Raw genomic sequence first — 17,653 nt, 5'->3', positions numbered from 1 at the left:
TCGGGAGCGCTCCCAAATTCTCCGAGAAGGGCCAGTATCCATCAGATGATCACACCGGGCTCAGGGGGGTTCCGAGCCCGGTGGATCGAGCGGTCAGGTGCAGGTGGCGCCGTTGAGGGTGAAGGCCGGCGGCTTGGACGTGTTCCCCGTGTGGGTGGCCTGGAAGCCGAACGAGGCGGACGCACCCGGGGCGACCGTGCCGTTGTAGCTGACGTTCCTGGCCGTGACCTGGCCGCTCGCGGGCGAGATCGTGGCGTTCCACGCGGAGGTGACGCTCTGGCCCGCGGGAAGCGTGAAGGTCAGCGCCCAGGAGGTGAGCTGGCTGGTGCCTGTGTTGGTGATCGTGACCTCGGCCGTGAAGCCGGTGTTCCAGGAGTTCATCGCGTACGTGACCCGGCACGCCCCGGTCCCGGGCGTCGGGGTCGGAGTCGGGGTCGGGGTCGGGGTCGGGGTCGGGGTCGGCGTGGGCCCGCCGCCGCCCTGGTCAAGGCCGAAGAACGCGATCGCGGCGGCGGCCATCCCGCTCATCGGGACGTTGTGGCCGACGCCCTGAAGGCTGATCGCCTCGACGGGGGGCGTCGTGCCGGTGCCGCCGTACCTGGTCCTGTTCCAGCCGGACCGCGGTTGGTCGGTGCTGCTGGGCGTCTGGCTCAGGCCGTGGACGTTGGTCCACTGCTTGATCTCCTCCTGGAAGTTCGGGTACTGCAGCGTGGTGTCCGCGGTGCCGTGCCACACCTGCATGCGCGGGCGGGGGCCGCTGTAGCCGGGGTACGCGCCGCGTACGAGGTCGCCCCACTGCTGCGGCGTCTTGGAGACCTGGCCGTTGGCGCAGGCGCTGTTCCACATCGACCCGTCCGTGGTGGCGAAGCAGGCGAACGGCACCCCGGCGAACGCGGCTCCGGCCTTGAAGACGTCGGGGTAGTCGCCCAGCAGCACGTTCGTCATCATGGCGCCCGACGAGGCCCCGGTCACGAAGGTGCGGTCGGGGTCGGTGCTGTAGCGCTGTTGCACGTACCTGACCATCGAGATGATGCCCACCGGGTCGCTGCCGCCGTCGTGCCGCAGCGCCTGCGGCGAGGAGACGTCGAAGCAGGAGCCGCTCCTGGTCGCGGACGGGTAGATCACGATGAACTTGTACCGGTCGGCCAGCGAGGCGAACTCCGTGCCGGAGTAGAAGGCCGGACCCGATCCCGTGCAGTAGTGCACGGCGACCAGGAGAGGTGGTCGGGTCCCGACGCCGTCCGGGACGTACAGGTGCATGCGCAGGTTTGTCGGGTTAGTGCCGAAGCCGGTCACCTCCGTCAGCTGTGCCGACGAGGCCGGTGGCGCGGTGATCAGCCCCGCGACGATGAGCGTCACGGCGGCGATCAAGGCACCCACGATCCGAGCTCTCACGTTCATCGGGTTCCTCTCGTTCGCCTGAAACATTGCGAGTGTGAAGAGAAACTTTCACCGACGCAATCGTTGCTGGTGGTGACCCGTCAGGTTAGCCAGGTGACCTGCGGCTAAGGATGAGGGCGGGTTGGCGGGGCGTGAAAGTTTCGGGCGGGCATGGCGCAAAAGAAATTTTCTAAACATGCGCCTAGGAAGAAAATAAATTCCCGAATCATCTTGACCTTGCCCGTTGACCATGGGAAAGCTGGGACCGGAGAGCCAAAGGTGAAAGGACCCCGATGGTCACAGTCCGCGCCTTCGCGTCCGGTGACGAGGTCTCCCTGGTGGACGCCTGGAACCGCAGCATGCCGGCCGATCCCGCCACCTCCGCCTGGTTCCGCGACTGCGTGTTGCTCGACCCCAACTTCGACCCCGAGGGCCTGCGCGTGGCCGTCTCCGACGGCCGGGTGGTGGGCTGCGCGTACGGCGTGCGCCGCCTGACCCCCTTGGCCCCGGGCACCGACCTGGAGCCGGACACCGGGTGGATCCCGTTCTTCTTCGTCGTCCCCGAGCATCGTGGCGGCGGGCTCGGGAGGCGGCTGGTGGGCGAGGCGCTGGCGTTCTTGGAGCGGGCCGGCCGGACGAAGGTCGATTTTTCGTCTTATACGCCGAACTATGTGCTCCCCGGGGCCGACTCCGAGCTCTACCCCGACGGCTACCGGCTCCTGAACGGGCTCGGCTTCCGGACCCTGTACTCGCCGGTCGCCATGGACCGGACGCTCGTCGGCTACGTGACCCCCGACGAGGTACGCGAGCTGCGCGCCGAGCGCGAGAGCGAGGGGTACGCCTTCCGTAGCCCCACCGACGGCGAGCTGCCCGAGCTGATCCGCTTCGCGGCCGACGCCTTCAACCCCGACTGGGGCGAGGCGATCCGCCTGCACCGCGACCCCCGGCGCATGGTCATCGCGAAAAAAGATCAAATAATGGGATTCGCTCTGTACGCGGCCTACCGCGGCATCCCCGAGCGCTTCGGCCCGTTCGGCGTCGACCCCGAGCAGCGCGGCACCGGCCTCGGCAAGATCCTCCTCCATCTCACCATGACCATGATGCGCGCCGAAGGCCTCCACTCGTCGTGGTTCCTCTGGACCGGCGAGGCGAGCCCGGCCGGCCGCCTCTACGCCAAGGCGGGCTACCAGATCACCCGGCGCTTCCACGTGATGAGGAAGTCATGACCCACGTTCTGGCCATCGGCGCTCACGCGGGTGACCTGGATCTGACGGCGGGCGCCGTGCTCGCCCAGCACGTCCTGCGCGGCGACCGGGCCACACTCCTCCACCTCACCCTCGGCGAACGCGGCCACCCCCGCATGCCCGTCCCCGACTACGCCAGGCAGAAGCGCGAGGAAGCCGAGACCTTCGCCGAGCGGATCGGCGCGGGCGTGCGCTTCCTCGACTACGAGGACGGCCTGCTGCCCGAGGACGAAGAGGTCAAGCTGCGCGTCGGCGACCTGATCAGGGAGCTGCGCCCGGACGTCATCCTGACCCATTGGAGCGCGTCCATCCACAAAGATCACGCTCGTACCCACCGGATCGTCGAGGACGCCCGCTTCTACGGCGGGCTCAAGACGCTCGAACGCGAGCACCCGGCCTACTGGGCGAGCGAGCTCTACTACGCCGACAACTGGGAGGACGCCGAGGGATTCGTCCCCGACGTGTTCGTCGAGCTGACGGAGGAGGCGTACGAGCTCTGGTCACAGGCGATCACCGGGTACGCCTACGCCAGAGGCGAGACCTACGGCTTCCCGTACGTCGAGTACTACCGCGCACTGACGATCGTGCGCGGCGCACCAGCCGGATTCGGCCGCGCTCAGGCCTTCGCCGCACCGAAGGGCTCGCGCGACCTCCGGACGAAGTATTTCGGAAAGGCCACCCCCCAATGAAACGCTGTCTGGCAGTACTCCTCGCCCTGGCCCTCGCAGGCTGTTCGAGCAGCGGCGGCCCCACCGGCAAGAACAGCACGAGCGCGCCCCCGCTGGTGATCCACGCCGTGGACGCGGGGACGTTCCAGGAGGACTTCAACCCGTACCACCTCGAAGGCGTGAACTTCGGCACGAGCGGGATGATCTACGAGACCCTCATGTACTTCAACAAGCTCAAGCCGGGAGAGATCGTCCCGTGGCTGGCGCTGAAGTACGAATGGTCGGACAAGGGCAAGTCGCTCACGTTCACCCTCCGCCCGGGGGTGAAGTGGACCGACGGGCAGCCCTTCACCGCCGACGACGTGGCCTTCACCTTCCAGATGCTGAAGGACCACGCGCAGCTCAACACGTCCGCGCTGGAGATCAAGGACGCGCGGGCGCTGGCTCCGGACAAGGTGCGCGTCGACTTCAAGACCACCTCGTACGCCAAGCTCTACAACATCGCCGGCGGCTCGCCCATCGTGCCCAAGCACCTGTGGGACAAGCAGCAGGACCCGGCGACGTTCACCAACGCCAAGCCGGTCGGCACCGGGCCGTACAAGCTGTCGAAGTTCTCGGCGCAGCTCTACGAGATGGAGAAGAACCCGTCCTACTGGCAGCCGGGCAAGCCGGAGGTGCCGGTGCTGCGCTTCCCCGCGTACACGGCCAATGCCCTGCAGACGGCGCTCCAGCAGGGTGAGGTGGACTGGGCGGGCGCGTTCGTGCCGGACATCCAGAAGATCTTCGTGCAGGGCAAGCCGGAGCAGAACAAGTTCTTCTTCCCGCCGGAGGGCCTGGTCTCGCTGCTGCCGAACCTGACCAACCCGGTCCTGGCCAAGCCGGAGGTACGGCAGGCGATGAGCCTCGCCATCGACCGGGACAAGATCGTCAGGGTGGCCGAGCGCGGGTACACCAAGGTCGCGCACCCGACCGGCGTGCCGATGCCGGGCGGCGAGGCGTACGTGCCGCCGCAGTACAAGGACGCCGCGTTCCAGGTGGACGTGGCCAAGGCCAAGGAACTGCTCAAGGGCGTGAACCCGGCCGACCTGAAGTTCACGCTGCTGGTGCCGTCGCCGTTCACCGACTGGGTGAACGCCGCCCAGCTCATCAGGGAGGACCTGGCCAAGGTCGGCATCACGGTCGAGACCAGGGGCGTGGCCTTCCAGGACTGGGTGTCGAAGGTCGGCAAGGGCGACTACGAGCTGTCGATCAGGGGCGCCGAGGCCGGTCCGACCCCGTACTTCCAGATGCGCTTCATGCTCTTCGGCGGCCTGGCCAAGCCCGTCGGCGAGGCCGCGAGCGGCAACTACGAGCGGTGGAAGGACGCCGAGACCGACCGGCTGATCGAGGAGTACGCCGCCACCGACGACCTGGCCGAGCAGCAGAAGGCCACGCAGGGGCTGGGCCGGATCATGGTGGAGAAGCTGCCCCAGCTGCCGCTGTTCTACAGCCCGGGGTGGGCGCAGTTCCGGACCACCAAGTACGTCGGCTGGCCGTCGGAGCAGGATCCGTACGCGATGCCGTCGCCGTACACCTCGCCCGACGCCGCGGTCGTGCTGCTGCACCTGAAGCCGGCCGTCAAGTGAGGTTCCTGGCCCGGCGGCTCGGCTTGTACCTGCTGACCGCCTGGGCCGCCGTCACGCTCAACTTCCTGATCCCCCGGCTCATGCCGGGGGACCCGGTGGAGCTGCTGGTGGCCCGGATGAAAGGCAACGTCGACCCGGCCGCCATCGACGCGATGCGGCGGGCGTTCGGCATCAGCGACGCGAACCTGTGGCAGCAGTATCTGGACTACCTGGGCAATCTCGCACAAGGGGAGCTGGGCCGCTCGATCACCTTCTTTCCCGCCGAAGTGTCCACGGTCATCGCCGACAGTCTGCCGTGGACGGTCGGGCTCGTCGGGGTCGCCACCCTGATCAGCTACCTGATGGGCACCTCGCTGGGCGTGCTGATGGCGTGGAAGCGGGGCACCTGGCTCGACGGGGTGCTGCCGGCGGCCACGTTCATGCACGCGGTGCCGTACTTCTGGGTGGCGCTGGCGCTGGTGTTCGTCTTCGGGGTGACGCTGCAGTGGTTCCCCGTGTCGAGGGCGTACGGGCTGGACGTGATGCCCGGCTTCACCGGCGAGTTCGCCGGCAGCGTGGTCTACCACGCGGCGCTGCCCGCGGTGACGATCGTGGTCGCGTCGATGGCCGACCGGATCCTCGGCATGCGCAACGTCATGGTGACCACGCTCGGCGAGGACTACGTGGTGATGGCCGAGGCCAAGGGGCTGACCTCCAGGAGGGTCATGTGGGCGTACGCCGCCCGCAACGCGATCCTGCCGAACATCACCAGCTTCGCCCTGTCGCTCGGCTTCGTGGTGGGCGGCTCGGTGCTGACCGAGATCGTCTTCTCCTATCCCGGGATCGGGTCGATGCTCCTCAAAGGGGTGGAGAACGAGGACTTCCCGCTCATGCAGGGCATCTTCCTCGTCATCTCGCTGGCCGTGCTCGTCGCCAACTTCCTGGCCGACCTGGCGTACGTGGTGCTCGACCCGCGTACCAGGCAGGAGTCCGAATGAAGATCAAGATCGGCATCGGCATCCTCGTCTTCTTCACGCTGATGGCCGTGCTCGGGCCGCTGCTCATCGGCGCCGACCCGGCCGCGACCGGCGACGACGGGCTTCAGGGCCCGTCGGCCGCGCACTGGCTCGGCACCACGCAGACCGGGCAGGACATCCTCACCCAGATCGTTTACGGCGCCCGCGTCTCGATGGGCGTCGGCCTGCTGTCGGCGGTCATCGCCAACGTGATCGCGGTCGCGGTCGGCCTGGTCGGCGGCTATTTCGGCGGCGCGGTGGACGAGGTGCTGTCAGTGCTCACCAACATCTTCCTGGTGCTGCCCGCCCTGCCGCTGATCATCGTGCTGGCCGGCTACCTGCCGCAGCGCGGGGTCGCCTCCGTGGCCGTGGTGATCGCGGTCACCGGCTGGGCCTGGGGCGCGCGGGTGCTGCGGGCGCAGACCCTGTCCGTACGGCGGCGCGACTTCGTCCAGGCCGCGCGCGCGAGCGGTGAGGGGGGATTGCGGATCATCTTCTTCGAGATCCTGCCCGTGCTGCTGCCCGTCATCGCCACCAGCTTCCTGGCCACCGTGGTCGCGGCGATCCTGGCCGAGGCCGGGCTGTCGTTCCTCGGCCTGGCCGACCTGTCCACCGTGAGCTGGGGCAGCATGCTCTATTTCGCGCAGAACGGCCAGGCGCTGCTCATCGGGGCCTGGTGGTGGTTCATCCCGCCCGGCCTGTGCATCGCGCTCATCGGCACCGGGCTCGCGCTGGTGAACTTCGGCATCGACGAGATCGCCAACCCCCGGTTGCGAACGGTCAAGGTGAAGGCCCGCACATGAACGTCCTGGAGATCCGCGACCTGAGCGTCGACTACCTGTCCGGCAGCGGCACCGTGCACGCCGTCGCCGACGTCTCCCTCGACCTGCGCCGCGGCGAGGTGCTGGGCCTCGCGGGGGAGAGCGGCAGCGGCAAGTCCACGCTGGCCAACGCCGTCGCCCGGCTGCTGCGGCCGCCCGCCGCGATCACCTCGGGCTCGGTCGTCTACCGTCGCCAGGACGGCTCGTCCGTGGACGTGCTCGGGCTCGGGAAGAGCGAGCTCAGGGCCTTCCGCTGGAAGGAGCTGGCCGTCGTCTTCCAGAGCGCCATGAACGCCCTCAATCCGGTCAGCACCGTCGGCGCCCAGATCGACGACGTCCTGCGCGTCCACGTTCCGGGGATGTCGCGCGGCGACCGTACGGAGCGGGCGGTCGAGCTGCTGCGGCGCGTCGGCATCAGCGCCGACAGGCGGCGCTCCTACCCGCACGAGCTGTCCGGCGGCATGCGGCAGCGCGCCGCCATCGCCATCGCGCTCGCGCTCAACCCCGAGATCATCATCATGGACGAGCCGACGACCGCGCTCGACGTGGTGGTCCAGCGCGACATCCTCCACGAGATCAGGGAGCTCAGGCAGGAGTACGGCTTCGCGGTCGTGTTCATCACGCACGATCTGTCGCTGCTCATGGAGATCTCCGACCGGATTGCCATCATGTACGCGGGCCGGGTCGTGGAGACCGGGTCCGCCAAGGCCATCCACAAGTCGCCGCGGCACCCGTACACGCTGGGGCTGCTCCGCTCGTTCCCGCGCCTGCACGGGCCGCGCGAACAGCTGCTGGGCATCCCCGGTAGCCCGCCCGACCTGAGGTCGCCGCCACCGGGATGCGCGTTCCACCCGCGGTGCGGGGTGGCGGTGGCGGCGTGCTCCTCGGTCCTGCCCGAGCTCGAAGGCGACGTCGCGTGCCTGCTGAACGGCGGCCGCGGTCTGGAGGACGCGTCATGATCGTCCTGGAGGGACGGAACCTCACCAAGCACTTCACCGCGGCTCGCGGTCCCCGAGGCCGCTTCGGCAGGCGGCCGCCGGTGCGGGCCGTCGAGGACGTGTCGATCGCGCTGCGGGCCGGGACGGTGTCGGCGCTGGTGGGGGAGAGCGGCTGCGGCAAGAGCACGGTGGCGCGGCTGCTGGCGCAGGTCTATCCGGCCACGTCGGGCGAGGTGCTGCTGCGCGGCGAGCCGGTACGCGCCCACCGCGGGGCGGCGTTCAGGGACTTCCGGCGGCAGGTGCAGCTCATCTTCCAGGACCCGTTCGCCTCCCTGAACCCCTTCCACCGGGTGCGTTACCACCTGGCCAGGCCGCTGCGCATCCACGGACATGTCCGCTCGGACGCGGAGGAACGCGCACAGGTCGCCGAGCTGCTCGAACGCGTCAGCCTCACGCCGGTCGAGCAGTTCATGGACAAGCTGCCGCACGAGCTGTCCGGCGGGCAGCGGCAGCGGGTGGCCATCGCGCGGGCGCTGGCGGTGCGGCCGGTCGCGCTGATCGCCGACGAGCCCGTCTCGATGCTGGACGTGTCGATCAGGCTCGGGGTGCTGCGGCTGCTGGAGGGGCTGGCGAGGGAGAGCGGGCTGGCGCTCCTGTACATCACGCACGACATCGCCGGCGCCCGCTACTTCGCCGAGGACATCACGGTCATGTACGCGGGGCGGCTGATCGAGAGCGGGCCGAGCGAGGAGCTCACGCAGTCGGCGCGGCACCCGTACACGCGGCTGCTGCTGGAGTCGGCGCCGGATCCCGACCGGGTGACGGCGCCGGAGGTCACGCGGCACGGCGAGCCGCCGAGCCTGATCGATCCGCCGGGCGGGTGCCGGTTCCATCCGCGCTGCCCGGTGGCGCTGCCGGTGTGCTCGGAGGAGGCGCCCGCGCGTACCGCGCTGGGGGACGGCCACTGGACGCACTGCTGGCAGGTGGAATCGGCGGCTCAGGCGGGGAGATAGGCGTGGCGGCTCAGGCGGCTCAGGCGGGGCGGTAGCGGGCGGCGAGTTCGGCGGCGGTGGTGGCCATGCGGTCGCGCAGCTCGGCGGGGGCGAGCACCTCGGCGTCCGTGCCCAGCCGCAGGAACTCGGCGAGCGCGTGCTCGATCGACTCGATCGGCACCGTGACCCGCGTCCAGCCCTCCTCGTCGGGCGGCTGCGCGCTCTCCCTGGCCGCCGCCACCACGCCGGGGGTCATGAGGTCGGGCACGCGTGCGACGCCGCGCGGCGACAGCCGGAGCACCGCCTCGCCCCGCCGCAGCCGGGCCTCGAACTCGGCCAGGTACCCCTGCCAGTAGGCCGCCAGGTCGAAGCCGTCCGGCCTGGTGAAGCCCTCGGGGAGCGGGTGCAGGTCGAGGATCTGCGAGACGCGGTAGGTGCGCACGTCCTCGCCCGCCCGCGCGACGAGATACCACCGCCCGGCCTTGACGACCAGCCCGTACGGATCCAGCCGCCGCTCCACCTCCTGGGGCGCCTTCCACCGGCGGTATCTGACCTGGATGCGGCGCTCGTTCCAGACGGCGTCGGCCACGGCGGGCAGGTAGGTCACCGGATCCTGGTCGCGGTACCAGGTGGGCGCGTCGAGATGGAAGCGCTCCTGGATGCGCCCGGCGCGGTCGCGCAGCTCCACGGGCAGCGCCGCCATGAGCTTGAGCTGCGCGGCCGTGACCACCGCGCCCAGCCCCAGCTCCGCCGCCGGACCCGGCAAGCCGGCCAGGAACAGCGACTCGGCCTCGTCGGCCGTCAGCCCGGTGAGCCGGGTGCGGTAGCCGTCGAGCAGCTGGTAGCCGCCCTTCGGGCCCGCGTCGCCGTACAGAGGGATGCCGGCGGAGTGGAGGGACTCGACGTCGCGGTAGATGGTGCGTACCGAGACCTCCAGCCGCTCGGCCAGATCCTGCGCGGTCATCCGGCCGCGCGTCTGCAGGAGCAGGAGGATCGAGACCAGGCGGGAGGCACGCACATTCACTGACACTACCTGTCAGTGACCACGGCCTAGCGTCGCCCGCATGAACGATTTCGACTTTCTCGCCGGCCACTGGAACGTCGACAACCGCCGGCTCGTGAAGGCGCTCGCCGGCAGCGACGAATGGGACGAGTTCCCCGGCCGTTCGGTCGCCAGCCGGCACTTCGACGGGGCGGCCAGCTTCGACGAGATCACGTTCCCGACCAAGGGGTCCAGCGGGCTGACGGTGCGCGTGTACAACCCCGAGACACGGCAGTGGGCCATCTACTGGGCCGGCAGCACGAGGGGCACGCTCGACAGCTCGCCCATGGTGGGCGAGTTCGAGGGGGACCGGGGCGAGTTCTACGGGGAGGAGACGTATGAGGGCAGGCAGGTGCGGTGCCGGTTCATCTGGACGGTGCTCGGCCCGGCCGCGGCCCGCTGGGAGCAGGCGTACTCGGCGGACGACGGCCTGACCTGGGAGACGAACTGGACGATGGACTTCAGCCGGGCCTAGGCGCCGGAGCGGGCCCACAGGACCGCCGCCACCGCGACGGCCGCGATCAGCAGCACCAGCGACCCGGCCACGATCGCCCACCACCAGGCCGATCGAGGCGGTTTGGTCTCGTAGTGGGACACGTCGGGCAGCATGTCCGGCGTGTAGGGAAGCCGCTGTGTGGAGGGTGGATCCTGCGGACGCCCGGGCCGGGGCACGCGCACGGTCGGCGGAGCCGGGGGTGGCGGCACGCGCACGGTCGGAGGGCCCTGTGGGGGCGGGTGTCCGTGCCGCGGCGGCGGGACCTGTCCGGGAGGTCCCTGCCGGGTGGGCTGGGTCGGGAAGGGTGGGCGGTGCCTGATCGTCTGGTGGGGGTCCTGGCCCTGCGGGTCAGGTTGCTCTCGAGTCATGATCTCCTCAGGAGCCGCTGCGGAGAGTGGGGGCGTGCCCTCCCATTGTCACACTTCGCCGGGGGACCCGTCCCGCGGGTTCGTCAGCTCTGGCCCTGACCCTGGCCGTAGGGCGGCTGCGGCGGGTTCTGCCAGCCGGGCTGCTGCTGGTACGGCTGCTGCTGATAGGGGGGTTGCTGTGGCCAGCCGGGGCCCTGGGGCGGCTGGGCGGGCTGGCTCGGCTTGCGCCGGGCCACCACGGCCCAGATCAGCAGGGCGGTGCCGCCCGCGTCGAAGAGCAGGGAGACCAGGTTGGTGACGGTCAGGGTGGTCTCGATGCCCATCGATGAGCTCATCTGCGGGAACAGCACGTAAGAACGGAAGATGTTGAACAGCAGTCCCAGCAGAAGCAGGATGCAGCCCGCCATGCCGATCATCGCGGCCGAGCCGTGCTCGCGCCGGGCCATCGCGGTCATGACGACGCCGAGGAGCAACAGGATGCCCATCACGGCAAAGGTGAGGATACCGGCGATCGTTGATATCACAGGGAACTCCGTTCGAGGCCAAGCCGGACGCGACGACGCTACGGGGATTCGCGCAGATCGTCCAATGCTCTGCTGATCGACCCCTCGTCCAGGCGGCCCTGGTAGCGCACGCCGTTCAGGAAGAGCGTGGGGGTGCCGCGCACGCCGCCGTCGCGGCCGGACTCCTCGTGCAGGGCGATCCGCGCGGCGTGGCCCGGCACGTCGGACCAGGGGTCGATGCCCAGCTCGGCGGCATAGTGCTCAAGGTCGGCGTCGGTGAGGAAGCGCTGGTTGTCGTAGAGGATGTCGTGCATCTCCCAGAACCTTCCGTGGTCGGCCGCGGCCTCGGAGACGATCGCGGCCGACGCGGCCCGGGGGTGCAGCGTGCGGATCGGGTAATGCCGGAAAGCCATCCGTACATCAGGATTTTTCTGGAGGATCTCCTCCAGGACCGGGTGCAGCCGCCCGCAGTACGGGCACTCGAAGTCCCCGTACTCGACGATCGTGATCTTGGCGTCCTCGGGCCCGCGCACGTGGTCCGCCGGCCCGACCGGCACCGTGAGCCGGTCGGGCAGCTCCTCGGGCGGCTCGGCCTCGGGCGGCGCGCACACCCCGCCCCGATCCCACGCCAACCGGAAGATCACCCACCCCAGCAGGGCGGACAGCAGAGACCCGGCCAGGATGCCGATCTTCGCCTGGGCGTGGATGGGTGACCCGTCGAAGGCCAGGTCCACGATGAACAGCGCCACCGTGAACCCGATCCCGGACACGGCCGCCCCGCCCAGCAGCTGCCCCCACACCAGGTTGCCGGGCAGGATCCCCCAGCCGAACCGCAGCGGGAGCCACGTGCCGAGGGAGATCCCGACGAACTTCCCGACCACCAGCCCCAGCGCCACCCCGATGGCGACGGGCGAGGTGAGGGCGGCCCGCAGGGTCTCGCCGTCGAGCCGCACCCCGGCGTTGGCCAGGGCGAAGATCGGCACGATCACGTAGCTGCTCCACGGGTGCAGGCGCAGTTGCAGCCGCTCGTTGACGGAGACGGCCCGCTGGACCCGCCGCGTGGCCTCCCTGGCGGCCCGCGCGCTCGGCTCGCTGGTGAACTCCTGCACGGCCTCGCCGGCCAGCAGCAGTTTCTGGTCCGTGGGCGCGTAGACGAAGACCAGCAGGCCCAGCGCGATGCCGACCAGCGTCGGGTGGATCCCGCTCTCGAGGGTGGCCACCCAGAGCGCGAACCCCAGCACGACGTAGGCCGGCGCCCGCCAGATCCTCAGCCACCGCAGGGTCACGATGGCCGCGAGGAGCAGGACGGCGGTGATGAGCGCGGGGATGGAGAGGCTGGCGGTGTAGAAGATCGCGATGATCATGATCGCCAGCACGTCGTCCACGATGGCCAGCGTCAGCAGGAACGCCCGCAGCGGATCCGGGCACCGGGCCCCCACGACGGCGAGCACGCCCAGCACGAACGCCGTGTCGGTGGCGATGGGCACGCCCCACCCGCCCGCGCCCGGCCCGCCGAAGTTGAGCAGGAGGTAGACGCCGGCCGGCACCAGCATCCCGCCCAGGGCCGCGACGGCGGGCACGGCGATGAGCCGCCGGTCCCTGAGCTGCCCGAGCCGCACCTCGTACGAGACCTCGAGGCCGATGAGGAAGAAGAAGACGGACATCAGCCCGTCGTTGACCCAGTGCCGCAGATCCAGCGAGAAGTCGGCGTCCCCGAAGGAGATGCCCATGGGGGTGTGCCAGAACGCCTCGTAGGTGTCACCCCATGGCGAATTCGCCCAGAGCAGGGCAAGCACCGTGGCCACCAGCAGCACGGTCGTGCTGCCTGCCTCGGTCCGCAGGAACGCCCGCAACATCACAGATCTCCCCCCGAAGATCCAGCGGAGGCATCCGATCCTACGGTGTCCGGAAGAACAGATAAAACGCCGCATCCCGGGCAAGCAAGAAACCGACGATGGCAACGCCCCAGCTCAGGGCCGACGCCGCGTGCTTGCTCATCCAGGCCCGCAGCCACTCCAGCTTCGGCTCCAGCCAGGCTCCCGCCATGGCGCGCAGCCCCATGAGCGCCAGCGGCGGCAGGATCATGACGAGCACGTACGCGCCCAGCACAGGCACCCACTGCCCGACGGTCAGCCCCGCCGTGGTCATGATGCCGATCGCGGCGAGGTAGGGCACCATCGTCGCCACCTCCAGCGCCCCGGCGGTCAGCCCCAGCAGCACCATCACGCGCGGACCGCCCACCCGGGGCTCGAAGCGGCGCTCGGGCTTGCCCAGCTTCGCGCGCCGCTTGGGGTCGAGCCTGAAGCTCAGCGCGAACAGCCCCACGCCCAGCACGAGCTGCACCCAGTACGCGGGACCGCTGCGCAGCACGTCGCCGAAGCGGTCCATCACCGTGGACAGCCCCAGCATGAGCGCGACCCCCACCAGGAAGTAGAAGACCGTGATGGTGGCCAGATAGATCAGCAACCCGCGCGACCGTTTCGAGGCCAGCAGCAGGTAGACGGGAATGCCGAGGGTGCCGAAGCTGGTGCTGTCGACGAGGGCCAGGGCGGCGAGGGCGAGCAGCAGTCCGATGGTCATGCTCTCGATCGTGCTGGTTCGCGAGCGCCGGTTCCTCCTCCGGCGGGGTGAACCGGGCGTACATACTTCTTCGTATCGCGCCGGAGGAGGCCGGGCCGCGGACGGGCCCGGCCTCTCCCGGTCACAGGTTCCGCAGGTACGCCAGCGACGGCGCGAAGAAGTACTCGCCGCCCTTCATCGTGACCGTCTGGGCCACCTGGGCCTGCGGCGCCGACAGCTCCGGCTTGCCCCAGACCTTCGGGAACGCGACCTTGATGTCCCGATCGCCCTGCCCGATCACCGGGTCGTGCCCGGTGGCCGGGTTCTCGAAGTCGGGGTTGTCGGCCCACGACTGCTGCGTGAACTCGAACTGGCTCAGCAGGCTGCCGTTGAAGGCCATGAACAGCAGCCCGACCTCGCCGCTCGGCCGGGTCTCCGGCGGCGAGTCGTCCCACGGCTCGTCGGTCCGTTCCCCGTACGTCTGGCCGCGCCGCGCCATGAGCACCTCACGCCCGAACGAGCGCGGGTTCGTCTTCCTGATGTGCCCGCTGAACGGGCACTTGCTGCCGTCGTCGCCGTCGAAGGTGAAGTCGTTGGTCACCGGCCCGCCGCCCGCCTTGGGCTTGCTGGTCAGGGGCGTGCCGTCCCTGAACCGGCCGACGATCATGGCGCCCGCCCGGTCGCGGTCGGCGCCGACCAGGCCCAGGCCGTCGGCCAGCTCCTGCTCGATCGTCTTGAACGCCCGTACGTTCTGCTCCAGCTTCCGGAACACCAGGTAGCTGCCGTGGTGGCGGACGGGGTTCGGCGCGAAGGGGTCGGGCACGAGCACGTTGCTCAGCGGGAACGCCGGGTTCCAGTGCTTCTTCGGCTCCTTGTCCACCTCGTCCTTCACGAACAGCGGCTGGCTGCGGCCGTCCACGTACCCGAAGTGCTCGATGCCGTCGCCGGCGGGGTTGCGCATGCCCTGCCCGGTCTCCTCGCCGAGCAGCCGCGCGCTCTCCGGCAGCTCGCCGAGGATCTCCTCGCGCAGCGCCGCCACCGGCTCGGGCTCAGCGTCGCCGATCAGGATGACGGCGTGGATCTCCCGCTGGTACGTGCGCTCCCACGTCTCCACGGGCGGGTCGGCGACCTCGGCGACGCGGCGCTTCATGCCGTCGCGGAACACCCGGTCCTCGAACTTGCGCACGTCCTCGACCGAGTGGCCGAGGTCGCGGTAGCCGGCCTTGCTGATGCCGATGCCGACGTACGGCGTGCCGCGGCTGCCTTTCGCGTTGAAGTCGTGCACCTCCTGCAGGTGCCGGCGGGCCGACTTCATCTTGGTGGTCGCGACGTGCCGGAGGAACGCCTTTCCTTCCGCCGCGTCGTTGAACCGGACGAACAGCACGGACAGGTGCTCGCGCACGTGGGCGCGCAGGATGTTCGGCTGGAGATTGTCGAGCATCGCCTTGGTATCCGCGTCGAGCGTGGCCGAGTCCCAGGCCAGAGGTTGTGCGTTGTTCAGGTCGACAGGCATTGCCGAGTCCCTTCCCCGTTTCGATGTGAAATCGGGCCCCCTAACGCGCGGCACGGGGAACGCCACATCCCCCGTGTTCCAACGCGCCCCACCTGTACGACTCCTGGGAACGCGAGAAGGTTTCCGGGAAAACGGTCGGGTTGCTTTCCCGATCAGCCGACGGTGAGAGCGGTACGCGCCACGCCGCCGTTCTCGCAGCGCACCGTCACCCCGAACCGGCCCGCCTTGACCGCCTTCAGGGCCGACGACCAGGTGGCCGTGGGCGCGGTGGGGCGGTTCCGGACGGTGGCGAAGGCGTTCGAGGTCACGTCACGCACCGTCGATCCGCCGCAGACCGCCGTCACCCTCACCTGCCGGCCGACCTTGGCCGCGGCGGGGGCGACGCCGACGCCCGCGTTGACGGCCGGCACGTCCCCGGACGGCTGCGTGGGGGCGCCCGTGGGGGCGGCCGTGGCCGTGGGGGTGGGCTTGGGGGTCGCGGTGGGGGTGCCGGTGGGCGTGGGGGCCGGGGCGGGGTTGGCCTGCCCGAAGACCACGTCCGAGCAGGAGTAGAACGCCTCGGGGCTGTCGCTGCGCTGCCAGATCGCGTAGATCAGGTGCCGTCCCTGCCGGGCGGGCAGCTTGGCGTTCATCGTGTAGAAGCCGTCCGTCACCACCGGGTTCTGGACGGTCTGGAACGGCTTGGCCTCCAGGTCCGACCACTTCAGCGGCCTCGCCGGGTCGTAGCCGTCCTTGGTGATGTAGAGCTCGAACGATCCCTTGTGCGGCGCGGTCGCCCGGTACCTGAACGTGTGGGACGCGCCGCTCGCCAGGGTCGTCGCGGGCCAGTCTGCCCGCGCCTGGTCGAACCCGCGGTATTTGTCCCGCCCCGCGCTGCACAGCTTCCCGTCCGGGATGATCTGGCGGTGCCGGCCCGCCGCGTCGGCGATGTTGACCTCGTTCCAGTCGTAAAGCGGCTGGGTGCCGCCGATGGCCACGGCCTGCTTGCAGGCGGCCGACTTCGGGTTCTCCGGGCCCTCGCTGTAGCAGACCATGGTGCGGCTGGGCGGGTTGCTCATGGTGCCGTGCGCGGAGGCCGTGCCGGGGGCGACGGCGAGCACGAGCAGCGTGGGGGCGGCCAGGGTGGTGGCGACGAGCGCCTTGCGGGTGATCTGCATGTAGATCACCTTGATGCACCAGAAAGAGCGAAACTTCGGGCTTAAGTGTCCTTTAAGGCTGACTTAGCTGCTATTTCAGTACGCAGCCACACCTGCACCTGGGCCCCGCCCATCGACGACCGGTCCAGCCGCAGCCGGCCCCCCGTCGACTCGGCGAGCCTGCGCGCGATGTCCAGCCCGAGCCCGGTGGACCCGCTGCCGCTGCTGCCCCGCTCCATCGCCGAGTCCGGGTCCGCGATGCCGGGCCCCGCGTCGGCGATCAGGATGCCGACGGTGTCCTGGCCCTCGTGCAGGGTGACGCCGAACGCCGTGCCCTCCGCCGTGTGCCTGAACACGTTCCCGAGCAGCGCGTCCACCACCGCCGTCAGCTCACCGGCCGGTACGGGCACCCGTACCGGAAGCGTGGCCCCGACCAGCTCCCACGGGCGCCGCTGGTCCTCCGCCAGCGCCGACCAGAACGTCAGCCGCTCGCGCAGCACCTCGGCCGCGTCGCACGACCTGGCCGCCCGCGACGGCCGCCGGGCCGCCGCGATGATCGTGTCCACCTCGCCTTCCAGCCTGGCCAGCGCCTGCCTGCCGGGCTCCGCCTGCGGGCCGAGTTGGTCCAGGCTGAGCTTGAGCGCGGTGAGCGGGGTGCGGAGCCGATGGGAGAGGTCGGCGGCCAGCTCCCGCTCGGCGGCCACGAGCTGGGTGACGCGGTTCGCCATGGCGTTGAACGCGGTCGCCGCCGCCTTGAGCTCGGGCGGCCCGTCGGGGTAGACGCGTTCGCTCAGGTCACCGGCTCCCAGCGCGGTCGCGGCGGTGCCGAGCCGCCGCGCCGAGCGTACGACCCGCGCCCCGAGCCGGTCGCCGACCAGCACCGAGCCGAGCACCAGCGCCACGGCCACCCCGGTCAGCACCGCCCATGACGTGACGACGCCCCGGTTGAGGTCGGCGGCCGGGACGAACACCTCGATCACCGCGCCCCGGTCCTCGTCCAGCGCGACCGGGCGCAGCAGCACGTATCCGCCGTCCAGTTCGACGGTGCTCGCCCTGGTCTCGCGGGCGGCCCTGGCCACCTCGGCGGCGGGCGCGCGGGAGGTGCCCTGCGTCGCGCCGCCCTTGACGTGGACGGCCAGCAGGCCGCGCCGCCCTGCCTCGGTGCGGGCCATGGCGTGCCCGAGGTCGTCGCTTCTGGTCGTCAGCGCCAGCACCGGGACCAGCGCGGACGCCTGCCGCTCGGCGCCCGCCAGCGCCCTGGTCTGCGCGGTCTCCTTGACGATCAGCGCCAGCGGCACGAGGAAGGCCAGCGCGACCATCGAGGTGACCGCGACCATCAGCACCGCCAGGGTGCGCCTCATCGGCATGCTCTC

The 17,653-nt window shown here is 70.3% G+C and carries 17 protein-coding genes; 8 read left to right on the top strand and 9 right to left on the bottom strand.

The window, feature by feature from the left end:
* Positions 1–93: 93 nt before the first annotated feature.
* Complete coding sequence (locus tag AB0J87_RS18315; protein ID WP_363966530.1) at positions 94–1,401, bottom strand: PHB depolymerase family esterase; 1,308 nt, start codon at positions 1,399–1,401, stop codon at positions 94–96.
* Between the two features lie 272 nt (positions 1,402–1,673).
* Between AB0J87_RS18315 and AB0J87_RS18310 the strand changes: the two genes are divergently transcribed.
* From AB0J87_RS18310 to AB0J87_RS18280, 7 genes are read left to right on the top strand one after another with little or no spacing between them, the layout of a single operon-like run.
* A complete protein-coding gene (locus AB0J87_RS18310; RefSeq protein ID WP_363966528.1) occupies positions 1,674–2,606 on the top strand; it encodes a GNAT family N-acetyltransferase in 933 nt (310 codons plus the stop codon).
* Positions 2,603–3,313, top strand: a complete 711-nt coding sequence (locus AB0J87_RS18305; protein ID WP_363966526.1) for a PIG-L family deacetylase — start codon at positions 2,603–2,605, stop codon at positions 3,311–3,313. Before AB0J87_RS18310 ends, AB0J87_RS18305 begins: the two co-directional genes overlap by 4 nt.
* A complete protein-coding gene (locus tag AB0J87_RS18300) occupies positions 3,310–4,917 on the top strand; it encodes an ABC transporter substrate-binding protein (RefSeq protein WP_363966524.1) in 1,608 nt (535 codons plus the stop codon). The genes AB0J87_RS18305 and AB0J87_RS18300 overlap by 4 nt, the downstream gene beginning before the upstream one ends.
* The gene (locus AB0J87_RS18295; protein ID WP_363966522.1) at positions 4,914–5,894 is read left to right on the top strand and encodes an ABC transporter permease; all 981 of its coding nucleotides are present in this window, start codon (positions 4,914–4,916) and stop codon (positions 5,892–5,894) included. The genes AB0J87_RS18300 and AB0J87_RS18295 overlap by 4 nt, the downstream gene beginning before the upstream one ends.
* Positions 5,891–6,715, top strand: a complete 825-nt coding sequence (locus AB0J87_RS18290; protein WP_355204961.1) for an ABC transporter permease — start codon at positions 5,891–5,893, stop codon at positions 6,713–6,715. Before AB0J87_RS18295 ends, AB0J87_RS18290 begins: the two co-directional genes overlap by 4 nt.
* Positions 6,712–7,692, top strand: coding sequence for an ABC transporter ATP-binding protein (locus AB0J87_RS18285; RefSeq protein ID WP_363966520.1), 981 nt, complete (start codon positions 6,712–6,714; stop codon positions 7,690–7,692). The genes AB0J87_RS18290 and AB0J87_RS18285 overlap by 4 nt, the downstream gene beginning before the upstream one ends.
* The gene (locus tag AB0J87_RS18280; protein ID WP_363966518.1) at positions 7,689–8,684 is read left to right on the top strand and encodes an ABC transporter ATP-binding protein; all 996 of its coding nucleotides are present in this window, start codon (positions 7,689–7,691) and stop codon (positions 8,682–8,684) included. The genes AB0J87_RS18285 and AB0J87_RS18280 overlap by 4 nt, the downstream gene beginning before the upstream one ends.
* Before the next feature lie 19 nt (positions 8,685–8,703).
* Here the strand turns inward: AB0J87_RS18280 and AB0J87_RS18275 are convergent, their stop codons facing one another.
* Positions 8,704–9,681, bottom strand: coding sequence for a YafY family protein (locus AB0J87_RS18275; protein ID WP_363966516.1), 978 nt, complete (start codon positions 9,679–9,681; stop codon positions 8,704–8,706).
* Between the two features lie 46 nt (positions 9,682–9,727).
* On the opposite strand from AB0J87_RS18275, the gene AB0J87_RS18270 reads away from it, so the two are divergent.
* Positions 9,728–10,180, top strand: coding sequence for a hypothetical protein (locus tag AB0J87_RS18270; RefSeq protein ID WP_363966514.1), 453 nt, complete (start codon positions 9,728–9,730; stop codon positions 10,178–10,180).
* On the opposite strand, the gene AB0J87_RS18265 is transcribed toward AB0J87_RS18270, so the two are convergent.
* The 7 genes from AB0J87_RS18265 to AB0J87_RS18235 form a co-directional block, all read right to left on the bottom strand.
* On the bottom strand, positions 10,177–10,314 hold the full coding sequence (locus AB0J87_RS18265) for a hypothetical protein (protein WP_363966512.1): 138 nt from the start codon (positions 10,312–10,314) through the stop codon (positions 10,177–10,179). The two genes, AB0J87_RS18270 and AB0J87_RS18265, sit on opposite strands and share 4 nt — an antisense overlap.
* A gap of 338 nt (positions 10,315–10,652) precedes the next feature.
* Positions 10,653–11,054: a hypothetical protein gene (locus AB0J87_RS18260; RefSeq protein WP_363966510.1), complete on the bottom strand. Its 402-nt coding sequence runs from the start codon at positions 11,052–11,054 to the stop codon at positions 10,653–10,655.
* A 77-nt stretch (positions 11,055–11,131) separates the two neighbouring features.
* Positions 11,132–12,928, bottom strand: coding sequence for a Na+/H+ antiporter NhaA (gene nhaA, locus AB0J87_RS18255; RefSeq protein WP_363966508.1), 1,797 nt, complete (start codon positions 12,926–12,928; stop codon positions 11,132–11,134).
* A gap of 40 nt (positions 12,929–12,968) precedes the next feature.
* Positions 12,969–13,652, bottom strand: coding sequence for a GAP family protein (locus AB0J87_RS18250; protein ID WP_363966506.1), 684 nt, complete (start codon positions 13,650–13,652; stop codon positions 12,969–12,971).
* Between the two features lie 121 nt (positions 13,653–13,773).
* On the bottom strand, positions 13,774–15,144 hold the full coding sequence (locus AB0J87_RS18245) for a Dyp-type peroxidase (RefSeq protein WP_363966504.1): 1,371 nt from the start codon (positions 15,142–15,144) through the stop codon (positions 13,774–13,776).
* 152 nt (positions 15,145–15,296) lie between these two features.
* Positions 15,297–16,301: a lytic polysaccharide monooxygenase gene (locus AB0J87_RS18240; RefSeq protein WP_363966502.1), complete on the bottom strand. Its 1,005-nt coding sequence runs from the start codon at positions 16,299–16,301 to the stop codon at positions 15,297–15,299.
* A 41-nt stretch (positions 16,302–16,342) separates the two neighbouring features.
* The gene (locus tag AB0J87_RS18235; protein ID WP_363966500.1) at positions 16,343–17,641 is read right to left on the bottom strand and encodes a HAMP domain-containing sensor histidine kinase; all 1,299 of its coding nucleotides are present in this window, start codon (positions 17,639–17,641) and stop codon (positions 16,343–16,345) included.
* Positions 17,642–17,653 lie beyond the last annotated feature (12 nt).

It is taken from the genome of Nonomuraea sp. NPDC049625 (genome assembly GCF_040675285.1).
GTDB classification, from domain to species: Bacteria; Actinomycetota; Actinomycetes; order Streptosporangiales; family Streptosporangiaceae; genus Nonomuraea; species Nonomuraea angiospora_A.
This window is presented reverse-complemented; position numbering and strand designations above follow the sequence as displayed.